Annotated in this window: 14 protein-coding genes; 4 read left to right on the top strand and 10 right to left on the bottom strand. The window is 45.8% G+C overall.

All coding sequences use genetic code 11. From position 1 onward, the window contains the following. Window positions 1-52: 52 nt before the first annotated feature. Together coaD and OM978_RS02845 are read left to right on the top strand one after the other, a co-directional pair. Window positions 53-538: a pantetheine-phosphate adenylyltransferase gene (gene coaD / locus OM978_RS02850; RefSeq protein WP_264345432.1), complete on the top strand. Its 486-nt coding sequence runs from the start codon at window positions 53-55 to the stop codon at window positions 536-538. A gap of 204 nt (window positions 539-742) precedes the next feature. Next, window positions 743-2,158, top strand: a complete 1,416-nt coding sequence (locus OM978_RS02845) for a capsule assembly Wzi family protein (protein WP_264345431.1) — start codon at window positions 743-745, stop codon at window positions 2,156-2,158. 44 nt (window positions 2,159-2,202) lie between these two features. Here the strand turns inward: OM978_RS02845 and OM978_RS02840 are convergent, their stop codons facing one another. Genes OM978_RS02840 through nagK form a run of 5 tightly spaced genes read right to left on the bottom strand, consistent with a single transcriptional unit; the run spans window position 2,203 to window position 7,742 of the window. Then, the gene (locus tag OM978_RS02840; protein WP_264345430.1) at window positions 2,203-3,294 is read right to left on the bottom strand and encodes an acyltransferase family protein; all 1,092 of its coding nucleotides are present in this window, start codon (window positions 3,292-3,294) and stop codon (window positions 2,203-2,205) included. An 18-nt stretch (window positions 3,295-3,312) separates the two neighbouring features. Beyond that, window positions 3,313-4,617, bottom strand: a complete 1,305-nt coding sequence (nagP, locus tag OM978_RS02835) for an N-acetylglucosamine MFS transporter NagP (RefSeq protein WP_264345429.1) — start codon at window positions 4,615-4,617, stop codon at window positions 3,313-3,315. A gap of 57 nt (window positions 4,618-4,674) precedes the next feature. Next, complete coding sequence (nagA, locus tag OM978_RS02830; RefSeq protein ID WP_264345428.1) at window positions 4,675-5,787, bottom strand: N-acetylglucosamine-6-phosphate deacetylase; 1,113 nt, start codon at window positions 5,785-5,787, stop codon at window positions 4,675-4,677. 10 nt (window positions 5,788-5,797) lie between these two features. Next, a complete protein-coding gene (gene nagB-II, locus OM978_RS02825; protein WP_264345427.1) occupies window positions 5,798-6,796 on the bottom strand; it encodes a glucosamine-6-phosphate deaminase NagB-II in 999 nt (332 codons plus the stop codon). Between the two features lie 37 nt (window positions 6,797-6,833). Beyond that, a complete protein-coding gene (nagK, locus tag OM978_RS02820; protein ID WP_264345426.1) occupies window positions 6,834-7,742 on the bottom strand; it encodes an N-acetylglucosamine kinase in 909 nt (302 codons plus the stop codon). Window positions 7,743-8,090: 348 nt separating this feature from the next. Here nagK and OM978_RS02815 point away from each other — a divergent pair, with 348 nt between their 5' ends. Beyond that, window positions 8,091-10,658: a family 20 glycosylhydrolase gene (locus OM978_RS02815; protein ID WP_264345425.1), complete on the top strand. Its 2,568-nt coding sequence runs from the start codon at window positions 8,091-8,093 to the stop codon at window positions 10,656-10,658. A 90-nt stretch (window positions 10,659-10,748) separates the two neighbouring features. Here the strand turns inward: OM978_RS02815 and OM978_RS02810 are convergent, their stop codons facing one another. The 4 genes from OM978_RS02810 to OM978_RS02795 form a co-directional block, all read right to left on the bottom strand. After that, window positions 10,749-11,714, bottom strand: coding sequence for a Gfo/Idh/MocA family protein (locus tag OM978_RS02810; protein ID WP_264345424.1), 966 nt, complete (start codon window positions 11,712-11,714; stop codon window positions 10,749-10,751). Window positions 11,715-11,911: 197 nt separating this feature from the next. Next, window positions 11,912-12,631, bottom strand: coding sequence for a SapC family protein (locus OM978_RS02805; protein WP_264345423.1), 720 nt, complete (start codon window positions 12,629-12,631; stop codon window positions 11,912-11,914). Between the two features lie 206 nt (window positions 12,632-12,837). Then, window positions 12,838-13,857: a cupin-like domain-containing protein gene (locus OM978_RS02800; protein ID WP_264345422.1), complete on the bottom strand. Its 1,020-nt coding sequence runs from the start codon at window positions 13,855-13,857 to the stop codon at window positions 12,838-12,840. 68 nt (window positions 13,858-13,925) lie between these two features. Then, complete coding sequence (locus OM978_RS02795) at window positions 13,926-16,631, bottom strand: TonB-dependent receptor (protein ID WP_264345421.1); 2,706 nt, start codon at window positions 16,629-16,631, stop codon at window positions 13,926-13,928. 483 nt (window positions 16,632-17,114) lie between these two features. Between OM978_RS02795 and OM978_RS02790 the strand changes: the two genes are divergently transcribed. Beyond that, entirely contained in the window at window positions 17,115-18,140 is a 1,026-nt protein-coding gene (locus tag OM978_RS02790; RefSeq protein WP_264345420.1) for a LacI family DNA-binding transcriptional regulator, read from the top strand. Window positions 18,141-18,190: 50 nt separating this feature from the next. On the opposite strand, the gene OM978_RS02785 is transcribed toward OM978_RS02790, so the two are convergent. Continuing rightward, window positions 18,191-19,441, bottom strand: a complete 1,251-nt coding sequence (locus OM978_RS02785) for a DUF819 domain-containing protein (RefSeq protein WP_264345419.1) — start codon at window positions 19,439-19,441, stop codon at window positions 18,191-18,193. Between the last annotated feature and the right edge of the window lie 259 nt (window positions 19,442-19,700).

Here is a 19,700-nt window from a genome sequence, read left to right as displayed (position 1 = left end):
CGATTAAAAACTCTAGTCTCGAGTTCTACAGCACAGGGATCAGCACCAAACGATGAAAACCAAAGCGATTTATCCCGGTACTTTTGACCCTTTAACTAATGGCCACAGCGACTTAGTACAACGGGCTGCACTTTTATTTGATCAGGTAATAGTGGCTGTTGCGGCCAACCCCAGTAAGCAACCTCTGTTTACTCTTGCTGAGCGGGTGCAACTTGCAGAACAATGTTTTGCAGATATTCCTAACGTGACAGTGGTAGGTTTTTCTGGTTTGCTGGCCGATTTTGCCAAAAATAATCAGGCTCAGGTGCTGTTACGAGGTGTGCGCGCTGTGGCCGACTTTGAATACGAATTTCAGCTGGCCAGTATGAACCGTCAGTTGAACCCGGATTTAGACAGTTTATTTATGACACCTTCAGAAAAAAATACCTTTATCTCTTCCACTTTAGTGAAAGAAGTAGCCCGTCATGGTGGCGATGTCAGCCGTTTTGTTGCTCCCCATGTTGAACGGGCATTAAAGCACAAATTCACCACGGTTTAGTTTGATGCCCGTTAGGCATTGAAGCCTAAGTTCATCACGGTTTAGTTTGATGCCCGGTAGGCATTGAAGCCTAAGTTCATCACGGTTTAGTTTGATGCCCGGTAGGCATTGAAGCCTAAGTTCATCACGGTTTAGTTTGATGCCAGGCAGGCATTGAAGCCTAAGTTCATCGCAGTTTAGTTTAAAACACGGATTTTAGTCCTAATGAAAAAACTTCAGCTTAGTACTTTTACCTTGGCTGTTCTGGCCTTATCAGCACAAGCCACCCCCTGGATGGATACGCAGGATAATTACCTGCGCCAGTCCCTACAAACCTTGTCTCATGCAGGTTTAATCAGTGGACCTGTGAATACCTATCCATTGATGTGGAAAAATATCGCCAAAGATTTGGCTATGGTGCCAAATCGCCGTTATAGCGAAGAAGTGACTTTTGCTCTGGCTCATGTTCGCAAGGCGCTGAATGTCAATGAAAGTGACAAAACCGCTGGTATTAAACTGAAAGCCAACTCTGAGGAGATGGGCATTCAGAGTTTTGGCGAAACTTATTCAGAAAAAGCCAGCATCACTGTGTTTAGTGAATTTCAAAATGATATCTTTGCGGGCCGCTCAGAAGTGCATTACCGCAAATTACACGACGGCAGTACTGAACAGGATTTAACTTACGACAACAGTTATTTGGCTGCTTTGCTGGGGAATTGGGTAGTGTCCGTCGATCAGATCAGTACCTGGTGGGGGCCGGGTCAACAAAGTGCGTTGTTACAAAGCAATAATGCCAGACCTTTGCCTTCTGTGCGTTTAAGTCGTCATGGCTGGGATGCGATAGATTTGCCTGTGCTTAACTGGTTAGGTCCATGGAGTTTCACCACCTTTATAGGTTTAGGTGAACATCAAAGTCCAGTCAGTCAAACCCGCTACTGGGGTGGACGCTTTAACTTCAGACCTACTGCCACTCTGGAGCTGGGTGTATCCCGTGTTAGTCAATGGGGTGGTCAGGGTAAAAATAACGGTTTTGGCGACTGGTGGGATGTGGTTGTTAATAAAGATGAATCAGACGCCAACTCAGACCAAAGAGCAGCTATAGATTTAAGTTACCACTTTAATCTGTTGAACCAGCCTCTGACCGCTTATGTGGAACTGGCCGATGACGATAACGCCGAAGATTTGCCAGATAATCCCTTGTTACTGGCTGGTGTGCGCAGTTATTGGGGTAATAGTTCAGGTATTCATACGGTCAATATGGAGTACTCAGATACCTATATTGATTGCCCTGATTCAGTAGTGAAAGGCGATTGTGCCTATCAGGGCGAGTTATACCCTCAAGGTTACAGCAGATACGGCAGAGTGATTGGCAGTGGTTATGGCAAAGATGCCAAGGTACTGAGTGCCGGTTATCATTACCAGACCTATGATGGTATTAGTTGGTCAGGCCATCTGTATCTGGCTAATTATTATGACAATGCCGGTGAAAGTGAACAAAGCTGGCAGGCGAAAGCGGAACACAGACGACCATTCTTTAATGGCTTACTGAGCTTGCAGCTACGTTATCTGGATAAATCGCCATTACTGGCTGAAGGGGCTGATGAAGTGGCTGCAGCCACCACCTGGGAATACAGGTTCTAACGAATGCGGGTCAGAGTAAAATGGGGTCATACGACCCCATTCATTTAAAGCTTTATCACTATATTGCGTTTATACAGCAGCAACGACAGGTACCAAAACCCAATCACGTGCAGCACAGCAAATACAAAAGACGCCAGTTTGGCGGGGAAAACTAAAGCTAACTGCTCAAAGCCCCACTGATACAGCGATACTGAACCTGCGTCAGTTGGAATAAAGATCAGCTGGCCAATCAGCACTGCCCAGAGCCAGGACAAGATATAAATAAACAGCGGATTAGTCCCATAAACTTTTAAAGGTTCTGCCAAAGCAGTCCAGCCTTTGATATCAATGCACCAAACCAGAATAGCTAATAACAGCAAAATTAAACCACTGCTCAGCGCCAGATAACTGCCGGACCATAAGGCTTTATTGACAGGCCAAAGCAATTGCCAAAGTGCAGCTAAAAACACCAAAGCTACTCCAGATAACAACAATAGCCGAAGCGCGTGACTGTGCTGCTTACCCTGCAACGCTGAAGCTGTGCCAAAACCAATCAATACCGCCACTACACAAGGCAAAGTGCTTAAAAGACCTTCAGGATCAAAAGCTACACCAAACCCCTGATATAAATGTGCGGCACCAAAAATGGCCAGATCCCATTGCCGTACCAGGTTGTGCCCCAGACTATAAGGCTGCTCACCACCGCCCAGTACCAAAACGAGCCAATACAACAACACCAAAGCCACAGCAATAAAAGGCAAATAACTGCGTTTGACGCTTAACACCAATAACGCAGCACACCAATAAGCCAAACCTATACGCTGCAACACACCGGGTAAACGCAGCTCGGCCAACTCCACACTAAAAGGTACGTAGTTCAACAGCACACCGATAGCAATCAGCTTGAAAGCCCGGCTACTGATACGCCAGAAACTCTGTTGAGAAAGCACTGTAGTTTTCAGCGAATAAAACATCGCAGCCCCCACCACAAATAAAAAGGTAGGGAACACAATATCGGCAAAGGTAAAACCATCCCAGGACGCATGCAACAGCGGACTATACACATGCTGCCAGGACCCCGGTGTATTCACCAGGATCATTAAAGCTATGGCTAACCCCCGTAAAGCATCCAGCGCATAAAAACGTGGTGAAGACATAAAGGTGCCTATAACAAATTAAGAGCTTTTCCAGCTGGTTAACTTATGCCCCTTCAGCGCATAAAACAGGATAAAGGCGTAACAAGGCAACATCACCAGGTAAGCCCCCTGCTGTCCAAGGCCAGTGCTGCTGGCAAGTCCCCAAAACAGCGGGCCAAAAGCGCCACCTGCGATGCCCATAATCAACAAAGCTGAACCTATACTGGTTAAAGCTCCCAAGCCAGATAAAGCCAAAGGCCAGACCGCAGGCCAGACGATGGCATTAGCTAAACCAAGAATAGCGATAAATAACAAGGTATCTGGTAAGGCTGTGCCACCAAAAGGTACCAATAAGGCGTTGGCAATCAGATAAGAGCTGCTGTCACCTAACACTATAGCCAGTGTCAGTACCAGGCCTAACATTGCAGAAACAGCCAAGGCCTTTTGCTGTGATAACACTCTGGGGATCAACACTATGCCTAAGATATAACCCAGCACCATACATGCCATCGTATAAGAGGTCATCACAGTGTAGCGTTCAACCCCAAGGGATAAAGCAAATAAACCTATAGTGTCGCCAGCTATCACTTCGACAGCCACATAAACAAATAAAGACAATACACCAAACACCAGCGCAGGTTTGGCCAACACAGCTTTTAGCTGGTCGATGCCAGTGCCAGTATCTGACTCTTTTTCCAGTTCAGGCAAAGGTGAATACTTCACAGCCAGTGCAAGTAAACCTAAAAACACGGCTAGCCCCAGATAAGGCAGCACCAGACTGGCTGCCATGGCGTCAATTTGCTCAGCATTCAGGGCTGTACCAACTGGTGCAGTAAAACCACTGACAATCAGCGCAGTAAACACTAAAGGGGCAACAACACCAGCGGTTTTATTCAGGATACCCATAATACTGATACGCACCGCGGCAGTGTCTTCCGGTCCTATTTTAACAACATAGGGATTCACAGCGGTTTGCAATAAGGTTTGACCAGCACCAATCACCAGCTGAGCCAGCAGGAATAAGCCAAAGGTCTGAGTTTGTGCCGCTGGGATATATAAAAGCCCTGCCAGCATCATCACCGCCATGCCCAAAGCCATACCATTTTTATAGCCCACTCTGCGGATCAGCCATGCCGATGGCAGAGCAGTAAAAGTCACGGCTATATAAAATGAAAACACCACTAGCGATGCCTGCAAAGGGCTCAACTGCAGCATCTGTTTTAAATAGGGCATCAAAGAGCCATTCAGCCAGGTAGCAAAACCCAGCACAAAAAACAGCATGGCCACTATAGCCATGGGCACAATACTGCTGCGCGCCTTGGGAGTCTCAACTGTCATTTCCATAATTCCTTCCTGTTGCTTTAATAATTATTATTTTGAATTTATTGGATATTTTTACGACTAGATAGAAGGACGACCTTCCAGCCAGCACTGCTGTACCAGACCTTCGTCATTCAGTAACACCAGGTCGGCTTTTGCCCCCACCAGGATTTGCCCACGCTCCGCGCTGATGCCTAAAAACTCAGCCGGATACAAAGACGCCATACGCACAGCTTCTGACAGCTCAAGACCAAGCTCTTTCACAGCATAAGAAACCGCGCTGGCCATATCGAGCACAGAACCCGCCAGGTTGCCGTTTAAGTTGGTTAACTTGTTGCCATCCCGAATCACTTTGCCATCAAAAAAATCAAACTCGGTTTGACTGGTACCAACAGGTGACATTGCGTCTGTGACGATCAGCAGCTTGCCTTTAGGTTTGGCCGCCAACGCCACTTTCACAGCCAGTGGGTGTACATGCAAACCATCTAAAATCACGCCACACCAACTATGTGGATCGGCAAGTGCTGCCCCTACTACACCGGGCTCACGCGAAGTTAAAGGTGACATAGCATTATATAAGTGGGTAAAACCCGTAGCTCCGGCGGCCAAAGCAGCCTGCACTGTAGCTGCATCTGTATTGCTATGGCCTAAGCAGACAATGACATCGGCTTTGACTAATTCTTTGATTTGGTCCGGGCTGATAGTTTCAGGCGCCACTGTCACCAGCTTGATGCCAAGGTCGGTGCGCCGATAAATCGCCAACTCGGCTTCGGATAAAGGCCGGATATAGTTCTGCGGATGTACACCTCGTTTTGGCACGGATAAATGTGGGCCTTCAAAGTGCACACCCAAAACACCAGGTTCTTTAGTGGCAATAGCCTGAGCTATCACATCAGCAGCTTGTTGCATCACAGCCACAGAATCAGTGATCACTGTGGGCAATAAGACCGTGCTGCCAAATTGAGCATGGGCTTTGACCATAGTACGCAGTGCTTCAAGGCTGGTATCTGTATTAAATAAGGCGCCACCGCCGCCATTCACCTGAACATCAATAAAACCAGGCACCAGAGTGCCCGAGATGACTGGACCATCAGCAGGCAAAATCGAATGAATGCGACCGGCTTCAATCTTTAACGTCACATTCTGTTGCCAGTTCTGGCCATCAAAAAGCCGGGCTACTGAAATCTGTTGCATCAGGACCTCGTTAGACTGTTTTAGTGACTTTATTCAGGCCAGGAGGCGCATCCGGATTCACACCGCGGCTGCGAGCCACAGCTTCGACATCCAGATAAAAACGCTGCAATAGAGCCAGTGGTAATACCCGAGGATTCGATAACAAGTCAGCATGATGCAAATGCACAATACGGGCGCCACGGCTGCGTACTTCAGCAATTTGTGCCTGATGAGCAGCATTGGCTTCATCCGCTATGCTGACATCAACAATGGCAAACTGATCTTTCACTAAAGTTACAGGGCCATGCAGAAATTCAGCGCTGGAAAAAGCTTCAGCGTGAATGCCACAAACCTCTTTGAGTTTCAGCGCAATTTCACGGCTGATGGCGTAACCAGGGCCACGGCCCAATACCACTAAATGCTCAACACCTTCCAATGACTGTGCAGTTAACTGAGCAGGCAATTCAATGGCACGCTCCAGCAACTCTGGCAGGCTAATCACCGCATCCTGCAACTGGCTGTTACCAGACCATGCCGCGACCAGCTGTAATAAAGCACTTAAGGTCGCAAGATAACTTTTGGTTGCAGCTACAGCTTTTTCAGCGCCTACATTCAGTGGGATCACTTGATCGGCTTGTTCAGCTAAAGGTGAGCTTTCATCATTGACCAGAGCAACCACTAAAGCACCAGCCGCTTTGGCCATCGCCACCTGAGCCAGAATATCCGGACTGCGACCTGATTGAGAAATGACCAGCACCAATGCACCCGTTAAATCCAGTTGCTTGTTGTACACGCTGGCAATAGAAGGTGCTGCTGCTGCAACAGGTAAACCTATTTCAATTTCAATCAGATACTTGGCAAAGACACCTGCATGATCAGAGGAACCGCGACCAACCATATAGACATAACGGGGTTGCTTTTGTTTGATAAGCGCCACTATGTCGGCAATACGACTGGCATTGGCAGCTAATTGTTCGCGGATCCGGCTTGGTGCTTCTGCAGCTTCCTGCGCCATAATGGTTCGGGTCATCTTGGTATCACTCACAGCTAATTAGTTAAGAAACAAGTTAAGAAATTCGTTGAGCTTTTTGCTGACGTTGTTTGGCAAACCAGACGGCGCCAAATTCAGGTGCTTCTAAAGCAGGTGTCACTTTTTGCTGCACCTCTGACGCCAGATAAGGTTGTAATTTGTGAGCCAGACCACCAATCAACGACAAGCGGGGTGGATTGATGCTTAACAATCGCTGGGCTATGGCACTGATATGAGCGGCTGCCTGCTGCACTATTTGCTGCGCCAAAGCATCGCCTTGCTCTGCTGCAGTAAAAACCAGAGGCGCATATTTGGCATAAGTAGTTGGAGTGGCATGCATAAAGAAATCGACCAAAGCCAAGGTCTGACTGAGCTTCAGTTCATTGCATAACAAATCGGTCAGTAAAGTCTGAGGGCCTAACAAATCTTTGGCTAACAGCACATGATGTACCATCTGCAAACCTATCCAGGCACCGCTGCCATTATCACCATAAGGGAAACCATGGCCGCCTACTTCAATCAGTTGACCTTTGACATCAGCCAAACCACAAGAACCAGTGCCAGCAATAATCACAGCACCGTCGCCGCCCTGATGTGCGCCAATACAGGCCACATGCAAATCGCTGGTTAAATGCAATTCCTGAAACGGATGCTGCCATTCGGAGAAAATACGATAGTATTCAGGCATGTTGACACCGGCCAAACCAGCACCAACAATGAGTTTGGACATATCTTTAAAAGCCATACCAGCGCAAGTCAAAGCTTGCTGAGTGGCCGCCAGAATAGAATCTGTGGCGACTTTCATGCCGCGCAATGGATTCGCAGGGCCAGATAAGCCTTCACCTATGACCTGATTGTCTTCTGTGACTATAATGACCCGGCATTTGCTGCCGCCACCATCTACACCTAAATAAAACGGGCCATCATAGCCTACTGCTGTAGTCATCCTACCAACCTCGTTACATTGTCCGCTGGTCAGCGTTAATCCACTAAGATTAAGCTTTCACCTGTTGCTGCCCATTATTTCATCAAAAACCGAATTGACAGCGTTGTCATTTTTTCAATTCAGCATATAATAATTTTGACAAATAACAAGACCCTTGTTTAAAAATCGAGCTTAATTTTTCAAAATAAGCAAAAAAATAAGTAAATTAACATTTAAAATCAATCAATTAAAAAAGGTCTACCTTGTCATTGTTCTGTCACTTTGCACTTTAAAAAGATGCCAGATGCCAGAGTCGTTTATCAGGGAATAACCTGCGGTACAGTGTACCGCTGTTTAGGGGAGCGTGCGATGAAGTATTTTTTACTACTATGGCTTTGTATTAGTTACTTTTTTAGCGGACAAGTTCAGGCTTTTACTCAGGCAGAAATGGCCGAATTTGCCAAAAACACTGAATTAAAGTTTGCGGTTAAAAGCAACTTTACCTCTGCGACTGTCCCAAAAGGTCAGGTCGAACTTATTCTGAGTAATAAGTCATCTCAAAGCCTGAGCGCAGGAGAAGGCAACTGGGTGTTGTATTTTCATGCGATCAGAAAACAGGAAGCTGTAGAGCAACAGGGGTTGATACTGAGCCATGTACAAGGCGATTTACACAGCCTGACTCCGGGTAAAAAATTTAAAGGCTTAAAACCAGGCGAGCAACTGCGCCTTACTTTTTCCCCCTCTTCGTCGATGGTCAGTTACAGCGACTGGATGCCACGCGCTTTTATGACCGCCAAAGGCTTAAAACCTGAAATCTTTGCCAATACGGATACTGAAGATTTCAGTCGTTTTGTTGAGCCCTACACCAGAGCTGAGCAGCTACAACGCTTTAATAATCCAGCACCAGACTTATACCCTATAGCCACCAGTCAAAGCCGTTTTGTGCTCAATCAGCAGCAACTATCTGCCTTTGAAAAACCAGAGCAGTTATCCATAGTTCCAAGTCCGCAACAAATCAGTTATCAGCGTGGCCAAACTAAACTAACCGCAGACTGGGTGATTTACCATAGTGGCCGCTTAACCTCTGAAGCGAGCTATTTGCAGCAACAATTAAAACAAATCACTGGCTTAGCTTTAGCTTTGACGACAAAAAAACCAGCTGATAACCAACCTGTTATCGCAGTGGGCCTTGTGGATGCAAAAGAGCAAGCCGAAGGCTATCAACTGGTGATCCACGACGAGCAAATTGCCTTAAGTGGCAATGATAATGCAGGTGCTTTTTATGCAGTACAAAGCTTGTTAGCTCTGCTTCCGGTTGAAGGCGAGCGCACTGTTTTACCCAATCTGACGATCAAGGACTGGCCACGTTTTGGCTGGCGTGGTTTGCATTACGATATGGCGCGTAATTTCCACGGCAAAGCAGTGACCTTGCGCATGATTGATCAGTTAGCGCGCTACAAACTGAATAAACTGCATCTGCATTTAACCGAAGATGAAGGCTGGCGCATTGAAATTCCTGGCTTGCCCGAATTGACTCAAATTGGCGCAAAACGCTGTTTTGATTTATCCGAACGCAACTGTCTACTGACTCAGCTCGGTACTGGTCCTTTTCCATCAGGCAACGGCAATGGTTATTACAGCACAGCGGACTTTATTGAAATCTTAAAATATGCAGCTGTTCGTCATATTGAAATCATCCCGGAAATAGATATGCCGGGTCACGCCAGAGCTGCGGTAAAAGCCATGCAAGCCCGTTATCTGACACTAAAAGAACAAGGGAAAGATGCAGAGGCGACACAGTATTTATTGTCTGATCCTTTGGATCAATCCAACTACATCACAGTGCAAAACTACACAGACAACTCCATCAATGTCTGCCTGCCTTCCACTTATGCTTTTGTTGATAAAGTCATTTACGAGCTACAGCAAATGTACCGTCAGGCCGGTTTAAAACTCAGCACCTTCCATATGGGCGGTGACGAAACAGGAGCTGGTTCCTGGACTGCATCTCCTGCTTGTCAGCAGTTGATAGCAACACCGGACAATGCTGTTGCAGGAGTCGCAGATTTAAAACCATATTTTGTCGCCAAAGTGGCCAAACTAGCGGCTAATCGACAACTTACTTTAGGTGGCTGGGAAGATGGTTTGATGTATGACGCCAAAAATCCCTTTAACCGTCAGCAGTTTGCTAATGATAAAGTCTATGCCAACGTTTGGGATAATATCTGGGAATGGGGTGTGGCCGATCGTGCTTATCGTTTAGCCAATGCCGGTTATCAGGTGGTGTTATCACATGGTACCCATTTGTATTTTGACCATCCTTACGAAGCTCACCCGGAAGAACGTGGTTACTACTGGGCGTCCCGCTTTACTGATGTCGCCAAAGTCTTTGGTTATATGCCGGATGATTTATATGCCAATGCTGACAAAACCCGTGAGGGTAAGGTGATTGATGACCTGGAAACTTTGTTAGGTAAAGAGCTACCTGCCTTAGAAAAGCCAGAAAACATTTTAGGTATTCAAGGGCAAATCTGGACTGAAACCATTCGTACCCCACAGCAACTGGAGCAAATGTTGTATCCACGTTTATTGGCTTTGGCTGAAAGGGCCTGGCACAAAGCAGACTGGGAAAGTGCAGAACCCAACACTGAAAGCAGACAACAAGACTGGCAACGTTTTGGCTGGACCTTAACCCAAAAGGAATTGCCACGTTTAGCAGAAGCTGGTGTGGCCTTGTATCTGCCGCCACCAGGTGCAGTGCTGCAAGACGGCTTATTGCTGGCAAACAGCGCCTGGCCTGGTTTAGTGGTCGAATACAGTGAAGATCAAGGCCAAAGCTGGTTACCTTACTCCGAAGCGGTGAAAGTCCGCAGTAATTTACTGCTGCGAACTAAAGCCAAAAATGGAGCCACCAGCAGAGTAACTAAGCTGGATTAGCTACCAGGGTCTGAGCTTCGGCTCTGACCCACACTTAAGCCATGGAGCAGGAACCAGCCTAAGTTTAACTGCCGGATTTGGGGGGCAGAGTTAAAACTCTGATCTCAGTATCTGCTCCATCATCCAGCTGGCTTTTAACGCAGTTTTGCCTGTGGACGGATGGCCTGTGCCATGCAGTAAGTCCTGCACCATAGCCTGGATATGGTAGAACTGGATATTTTCCGGATGAGGGATGTCCAGACTTAACTGCTGCTCTTTGGTAAACAACTGTACAGCTTCGTTTTCAAACACTGAAAACTCAATCCGGCCCAAACTACCGTAAATAACCACTTTGTCGTTACGCTCAGCCGCAGCAAAATTCCAGAATCCAGTGCCTAAACAACCCGACTGAAACTGCCAGACCGCAGATACCGCATCCTCAGCCGCATAGAGCTTTTGTTGGTTCAGGCTGATACCACGCACGTCCACCACATCACCCAACAAATACAAGAGTAAATCCAGACCATGGCTGGCTAAATCAATAAAATAACCACCACCAGCTTTAGATGGATCAGTGCGCCAATTGTACTGGCCAGCTAAATCCACAGTATTTGGTGTGCGGCTAAAACTCCATTGCACCTGGCGTGGTGTGCCAATCAGTTCCTGTTCCAGCCATTCTTTGATTTTTAAAAAACGTGGCAAAGAGCGACGGTAATAAGATACATACAAAGGCAGCTGCTTTTGCCCAAACACCTCTGTCATTTCAATACATTCAGCGGTATTCAGCGCCATCGGCTTTTCGACACAACAAATTTTGCCTGCAGCAGCGACCAGCAAGGCATAGTCTTTATGACTGTCAGGAGGAGTAGCAATATAGACAGCGTCCACGTCAGGGTCGTTGATCAATTGCTGCGCATCGCTATACCAACGAGGTACCTGATGGCGTTTCGCATAATCTTCAGCTTTGGCAGCATCACGACGCATCACGGCCACTAAACTGGATTGCTCAACTTTGTTAAAAGCCGGGCCACTTTTTAATTCTGTGACATTGCCACAGCCAATAATTCCCCACCGCACCTGCTGCACTTGATACCTCCGGACTTTCATTAATTATCGCTTTAAAGCGCACAGCAAAGATTGCCAATAGCTTCAGAGTAGCAATTCACACTTAGGCTCACAACGCAAAAAAAGAAGATAAACCGCAGTTTGATGAGGTCAATTTTCAGGCAAAAAAAAGCAGCACTTGCGGTGCTGCTTGATCGGGTTCAGGGCAATCAGGCGGCAACAGCTGCTGCTTTATTGACACGATCACCTAAACGCTGTACTTGCTGCAGTGACATTAAATGTGCATAAATCGCTGGCATCATGCCGCGTTTGTTCAAATCTAATAACTGCTCATCAGACAGTGAATTCAGTTTCTTCTCATCAACTATGTAGATACCTGTGATTTCACGTGGCTTACCTTCAAGCTTGATAGTTAAAGTCTGAGGAACCAATAAATCCAAATCTGCCAACGCTTTATTAAAAATTCTGGTGGTTTGAGACTGCTGGAAAAACTCACGCATAATTTCAACGCGGGCTTTCAGGAAATCGGATTCTGACCCATCTTCATTAAATAATGGATGTCCTGTTTCAGTGTTCACCATAGGGCTTGATTCTACTAATGCAACAAGCAGCTGGCCTTCTTTGCCTGGATCATCAGCCAGAATTAACGGGTGATTCCATAATACTTTTGGTACATAAAAACCCTGCCATTTGCCATCAGCAACCATCAGGTTTTCGCCGGTTTGTAAGCCCAGCATAGCCACAACATCAAAACGATCTGATGCAGCGTCTTTGATAAAAACTATCGGCATTTCCGCACCAATACGCACAAACTCCTGCACCACTACTGGCAGAATGTGCTGCTCTTGTGCAAAGGCAAATGGACTGGCAGTATTAATTTTTGTTTGTGCGTGTTTTTCTTTTTGTAGCGGGGCAATTTGCAGTGACATGAATAGTACCTTTTACATCATTAACGAATCTAACCCTTTTGTGGGTTAACGACCAATTTACAGCAGACTGATGTATGCTAAATTTAGAGCCCAACTTACCCCAGTTTCTGCTTCGAGACTAGTAGAAAATACAGAGTTTTTGGCAAAATTTAATAGTAGTTTTGCCTGCGAAGTGCAGTCCTGATGCGCTATGAACGTTTTAAGCACTACTCAGCTTTCTCTAATTCTTTAATTAGCCACTGTTTTATGGCTGTCTCTCTGGAAAAAATGGATTGTCCAAGAATGCCTTTTTTATCCTGCGGAATATGTGTGAAAGCATCATCGTCCAATTGAAATAAAAAATGAGTGAACATGGCCTGCCAGGCTTTACGTTGTTGCGGTGGCAGTTGCCTGAAACTCAGCAGGCTATGTAACAGACTGCTAAAAGGAGAAGGCCGGCTATTTGCTGTACCAATGGACCCGTCCCACCAGTAATTGCATAACACATTGACACTACCAGTGGATTCTACCTGATGCCACCACAATGCCGGGATATACAAAGCATCGCCTGGCTCCAGTTCAGCCTGCTGAGCCTGTTCCAATGCCTGCCGTGCTTTCGGATAGCGCTGAAAATCAGGGTTTGTAAAGTCAACCAGACTGATAGGTGTTCCGGTAGGAGCGTAATCCAGCGGACCTATATACATATTTGCCACTTGTTCCGGTGGAAACAGCGTAAAAGTACGGCGTCCCGCAATCACGCAGGCCAGATTTTCTGCATCATCAAAGTGAGCAGGAACCAAAACCTTATTTCCCAGCCAAATCCTCGGAATCACAGCCTCTGAAAGCAGTGGATTCTGATTCTCAGGCATAAAACCAGGCAAACATTCAGAGACAAGCGCACTTTGAGCCGCAATACGCACCGCATCCGGCTGTTCTTTGGTTTTGAACAGTTGCGTTAAAATAGCGGACAGAGGGTAATGACGCTTTTCATAGTTAAATCCCTCCAACCCATCTTTATAAAAGATACGTCCACGGGTTTGTGGAGCTAAGAGTAAGGTATCAAGCTGTGCACCTGAATCCAGTGATGACATGTATTGGTAAAACCGGGATTCGCCCTGAAGAGCTGACTGCACTGATGGCCAGGAATTAAAAAAACCTTTTAAAACAGCTGGCTGACCAGCCGGAAATATCTCTGTTTTGAATTGCTCAACTGTCACCTGCTGCCAGCATTTTATCTGTGATGGCATACCTTTCTCCATAAAACAAAGGGGTTAACATAGTTAACCCCTTTTTAGCTTTTGCCAAACAGCGTCTATCAGAACGCCATTCTTATACCAGCTGTAAAGCGGCGACCATTTTCGTAGATAGAAAATAAACGAGCTTCATCTGTATTGTATTCAACCACTTGCTCATCTGTTAAGTTCACTGCTTCCAGCGACAGACTCACAGCTTCAGTCAGGTTGTAGGTGAAGCTTGCATCCAGTTGGCCATAAGCATCATTCCACAGCTCGTCGCCGTTGAAATGCAAACCTTTGTACCACTCAGTACGGTAGTTATACATCAGACGAGTGCTGAACACATCAGTCTCATAATAAGCGCTTAAGTTCACCATCTGATCTGAAGTACCTTCCACTAAGCCAGAACCAGGCTTCGTCAGATCACGTTCTTCATCTCTTTCAGCATTGGTGTAGGTGTAGTTAGCGGTCACACCAAAATCACCAAAAGATTGCTGATATGACAACTCTATACCATCTGTCTTACCACCAGGACCGTTTTCAGGGCGGGTAAATGTCACGTCTTTCCACTCATCACCTTCTTCCCAGTAACGCTGGTCCACAAAGGTAGAGAAGCTACGATAGCTCTTAATATCTTTATGGAAATAAGTGACGGCAAGCAGAGAAGACGCATCAAAATACCATTCCCAGGACAAATCGAACTGATCAGCAATTTGTGGTTTCAGATATGGGTTACTGGCACTACCTGTTGGCTGAGCCACATTCAATGAACCATAAGTCTGTACAGTAGAAATGTCATTCCAGTTTTGACGGGCCATAACACGGGCAGCACCAAAACGCAGGATCTGCTCTTCTGACAAATCAAATGCCAGGTTCATGCTTGGCAGCACTTCACTGTAATCATTGTCGATAGTGCGCCATTCCAGAATTTCAGGAGTCAGGTAGTCAGGGTTGGAAGGATCCAGTTTACTGACCACTGTGGCTAAGCCCCATGTCTCTCCGGAAAATTCATAACCGCCAGAAGTTTGATCTGTGCTGACGTAACGAACACCAAGATTACCTCTGAAGCCTTCGCCTTCAAAATCACCTTGCAGATAGAGTGATAAGATATCTTCTTCTACAGCCCAAATTTCGGCCAGATTCAAATGCTGAGCATAATCTGCTGCGTAGCCATTGAGGCCTTCAAAAGCAATACGCTCCATCGCGTCACGGTTATGGAAAAATTGTTGCGTCATATTACCGTTCACAACAGCATCAATACTGGTGTTGCCTGAATACAAACCACATTTATCCCAGGTATTACATTCTGAGAAAATATAAGCCATGTAGTTTGGTGATCCACTGCTTGCATCTATAGTGGAAGGCCAGTGCCAGCTGTACGCCAGTCTGTCCTGAGTCCGCTCTGCAGCACGATATTTGGCGCCGGTTTTAATTGAATTAAACACACCAGCTTTTACCGGAATGGTGAAGTCAAACTGACCATAAGTTTCTTCATCCGTTGTTGGTTTCGAACCACCCCAAATCCAGCCCGCCTGAAATTGTGTAGGATCTGTTGCATCTACTGTAGTAGAAGCAGATGGCTTGTCTCCACGTAAATCAAAGGAATAACCAGTGCCGCCTATTGGTGTATATTCCCATGAAGTTTCGCGGTAAGTACCACCTTTAGCCTTGGTTTGACCAACCTGAGTATGCAGCTCGTACTCATCAGCAACATAGTTCAAATCCAAATCAAAGGATTTTGTTTCAGTAGATGAAACCCTGTTGATGAAGTTGTAAGCCGCCTGGCCACCACTTGCCATTTCACCCGCCACCACACTGCCATTTTCTATGACGGTATTCGTTAGATCGGCGGCGTGGTTGTTAGGGAAAATCAGCCAGTTTTGGTTGTGGTTGTTTGCGTCTACTTTAGAATCAAGCAGGTTCAGCACTATATCGAGGCTGTCTGTTGGTCTGGACTGCAAAGACACAAAAAGAGTTTCACGTTCACGCGCCTGTTCAAAACGAGGCACACCTATATGACTTGGAACTTTCAGATCTAAATCAGCGTTGGTTGGCCAGCCAAGGATTTCAATACCCTGACGCACTACAGTACGATCCTGTTTAATAGCCGATACCAGCACACCAAAATTTTCGTCATCATTTTTCCAGGAATATAAACCTGAAACCTGTGGATCCCACTCTTCCGACGAATCTGAATATTGGCTTTCTAACGCCAGATTTACAGTATTTTGCTCTAAGGCCAAAGGGCGACGGGTACGTAACAAAACAGTACCACCAATAGAGCCTTCGTCGATGCTGGCCACAGGTGACTTATATACTTCTAAATCAGAAACGAGAGCAGATGGCAGCATGGTGTAGTTAAAGCTGCGGCCCGGGTTATCCAGAATAAACCAATCCGCTGTCGCTACCGTCTGGCCATTTAATAAGGTACGGTTAGTCGCAGAACTTGCACCACGAATTGTAATTTTCTCGCCTTCACCAAACTCACGGCTGACACCAACACCAGTAATACGTGATAAAGACTCAGCAACGTTCTTATCCGGAAATTTACCTATATCTTCCGCAGTCACAGCGTCAACTATAGAGTTAGCAAAACGCTTAGCATTTAAATTCGCTTCTTGTGATGCTCTGATCCCTCTGACCTGAATCACTTCAACTTGTTGTTCTTTTGCAGTGCTCTCTGCAGCAGCCTGGCCAGCCAGAGCGGGAAGCGCTAAAACAGCTGTTCCCACCATCAGACCTAACTTAACTGCTACGGCACATTTATTCATTTTATTGTGCAACATAAGCTTCTCTCCCATTCCTGATTTTTTGTGCGATGATTTTTTTTGTCCTGAAACAACAGATTTTCATGATTCCTTCATGACAACGCTGTCATTGAAATTTAACATACACAAAAAATTTCAGCTTTGCAAACTCCTTTAGATGAAAATTTAAACGAATTTTAAAACTCAGAAATGTTTCGTTAGAACTGTTTTTTATAACGATCGGTTCAGGCCCGACCTATCGCAAGGGCTACACGACAATCTATCCCCATGATTAATATACATAAAATTTATCAAAATTTTGTGCATGACAAAAAAGAACATTTTTCCAGCAAAAAAGCCGGAATAAATGTTTGCCGTTTTAGCAAAAAAGAGTTATCCCTTAACTTAATCTTTGTTACAAAATGACCAGCGCTGTCATAAAGTTAGCTGGATCAGCGAAAAAATCGGCTTATTTATTTTCAGCATAAGGCCATTGGGTGTTGTGCTTTTTGGGATCCAGCAATGAAAGTGACCATTCATGACGTAGCCGCTAAAGCGGGTGTGTCAATCAAGACAGTGTCGCGGGTGATGAACAACGAACCGTCGGTAAAACAAGCGACGATCGATAAAGTGAATCAGGCGATGCAGGAACTGCATTATCAGCCAAATGCCGCAGCCCGTAATCTGGCCAGTACTAAGTCGTACAGCATAGGTTATATCTACGACAACCCAAACGCTTACTATGTAATTGATATGCAAAGAGGTTTGCTGGATGCCTGTCGTAAGCATGGTTATGAACTGCTGATCCACCCTACCAATGCGAAATCACCAGGCATAGTGCAGGAAGTGATTGATCTGGTTCAGCATTCCAGGCTGGCAGGTTTAGTTTTAACTCCACCTTTTTCAGAAATGCCAGAAATAGCCGAAGCCCTGAGCAGCATTAATGTTGATTTTGTTCGTATAATTTCAGGCTCAACACCTTCACCTAAACAAACCAATTGCGTTCTGGTGGACGACTTCACGGCTGCTTTTAAGATCACCAACCATTTACTGGAATTGGGTCACAGCCAGATCGCATTTTTATGTGGAGATGAAGAACACAGTTCCAGTGGCGAGCGTTTAGCAGGTTTTAAAGCGGCTCTCACCAAAAGGGGCATAGAGACTAACCCTAAGTTTGTGGTGCCGGGCAGTTATTCGTTTGAATCAGGCGTAAAAGGCGCCACTCAGTTGCTGGCTTTACCGAACAAACCAACAGCTATTTTTGCCTGTAACGATGAAATTGCAGCAGGAGCTTTATTTAGCGCCCGCCTGCAACATATTGAAATTCCGCAGCAACTTTCAATTGTTGGGTTTGAGAACAGTCCGTTTTCGCGCCAGACCTGGCCACCACTGACCACTGCGCATCAACCCAACAGCACCATAGCGCAAAGTGCAGCTGAGTTATTGTTTAAACACACCAGACCTGGCAGTCAAAGCCATACCGAAGATCAGCCTGTGTTTATTCCTGAACTTCTGGTACGTGAATCGACAGCTCAAGTCGGCAGTTGAATAATTCAAAGGCAGAATTGATCACTCTGCCTTTGAATTTGCGAAGAGGCTTAAGGCGCGACTTGCTGCAGCAATAAACCTGAAATATAACCACCGTAAGTACCAAGCGCATAACCTAATACTGCCAGTAATACACCCACAGGAGCTAAAGCAGGATGGAAAGCCGCCGCTACTACTGGAGCTGAAGCTGCGCCTCCCACATTGGCCTGACTGCCCACCGCCATATAAAACATCGGCGCTTTAATCAGACGGGCGACAAAAATCAGTAAGCCTGCATGGAAACTCATCCAAATCACACCGACCACAAACATCACCGGATAATCCAGAATTGCAGTCACATCCATATGCATACCAATGGTAGCCACCAGAATGTAGATAAAGACAGAACCCAACTTTGAAGCACCTACAGCTTCCAGATTGCGGGCTTTAGTCGCAGATAAAACTAAACCCAAAGTCGTTGCAATCAGCACCAGCCAGAAGAACGTGCTGGTTAAGCTATACATTGCCAACTCCGGCGCATTTTGCTCAATCCATGGCGCAATAATATCGGCCAGAAAATGCGAAATACCAGTGACACCAAAAGCCACAGCAACCAGTTTCATCAAGTCGGTTAAGCTAGGGTTACGCGAATTTTCCGCCTGATACTTCTCAATTTTTTGCTTTAAAGCTTCAATACCACTGGTGTCTGCTTTATTGGCCCGATCAAAACGTTCAGAGTTATTGGCTATCCACAGCAATACCGCCATCCAGATATTAGCCACTATCACATCAACGGTAATCATCACCGAAAAAATAGGACCACCGACTTCAAACACTTCTTTCATCGCCGCCTGATTGGCTCCACCACCAATCCAGCTACCCGCTATGGTCGTCATGCCACGCCAAATGGCGTTTTCACCTTCACCACCTACAGCTTCTGGTGCAAAACTGCCAACTATGGCCAGAGCCAAAGGACCACCAATAATAATACCGGCAGTACCTGTCAGGAACATGATCAGAGCCTTAGGGCCGAGGCCTAAAATAGCTTTAAAATCAACACTGATAGTTAGTAATACTAAGCTGGCAGGTAAAAGATAACGCGACGCCATTTTGTACAGCTCAGACTTATCACCATCGATGATGCCAAAACTGTTAAATAACGAAGGGATGAAATAACACAATAATAAAGCAGGCACATATTTATAAAAGCCCTGGCAATATTTATTGCTGCTTTGGCTGGTATGAAACACCAACCCCAGAATGACAGCCAATAACCCCAGCACAACTGCATCGTTGGTAATAAGCGCAGTAGATTGTTCCATAGTTTTTCCTCGGTTTTCCCCTTGTTGATCGGGGAATAATTCTGCAGTTTTGTTACTAATGGCTATTATTTTCAGCTTTAACGCTATTTATTTGTGATAACAGATAAAAACATCAGTTATCCATGCCATTCCACTGACAGAACTTTGTAGTTATTTTTTACGTGAAGCCTAAATCTATCACAGCTGGCGGGCCAGACAAAACAAAGTTTCCCGCTATGCCATGGTTCGGCAAAAAGTAACGACTAAAAGCCTTTGCAAG

Origin of the sequence: Rheinheimera sp. MM224 (genome assembly GCF_947090785.1) — a bacterium.
In the GTDB taxonomy this organism is placed as follows: Bacteria; Pseudomonadota; Gammaproteobacteria; order Enterobacterales; family Alteromonadaceae; genus Pararheinheimera.
The sequence above is the reverse complement of the archived record's forward strand: the minus strand, read 5'-3'. Positions and strand labels throughout refer to the sequence as shown.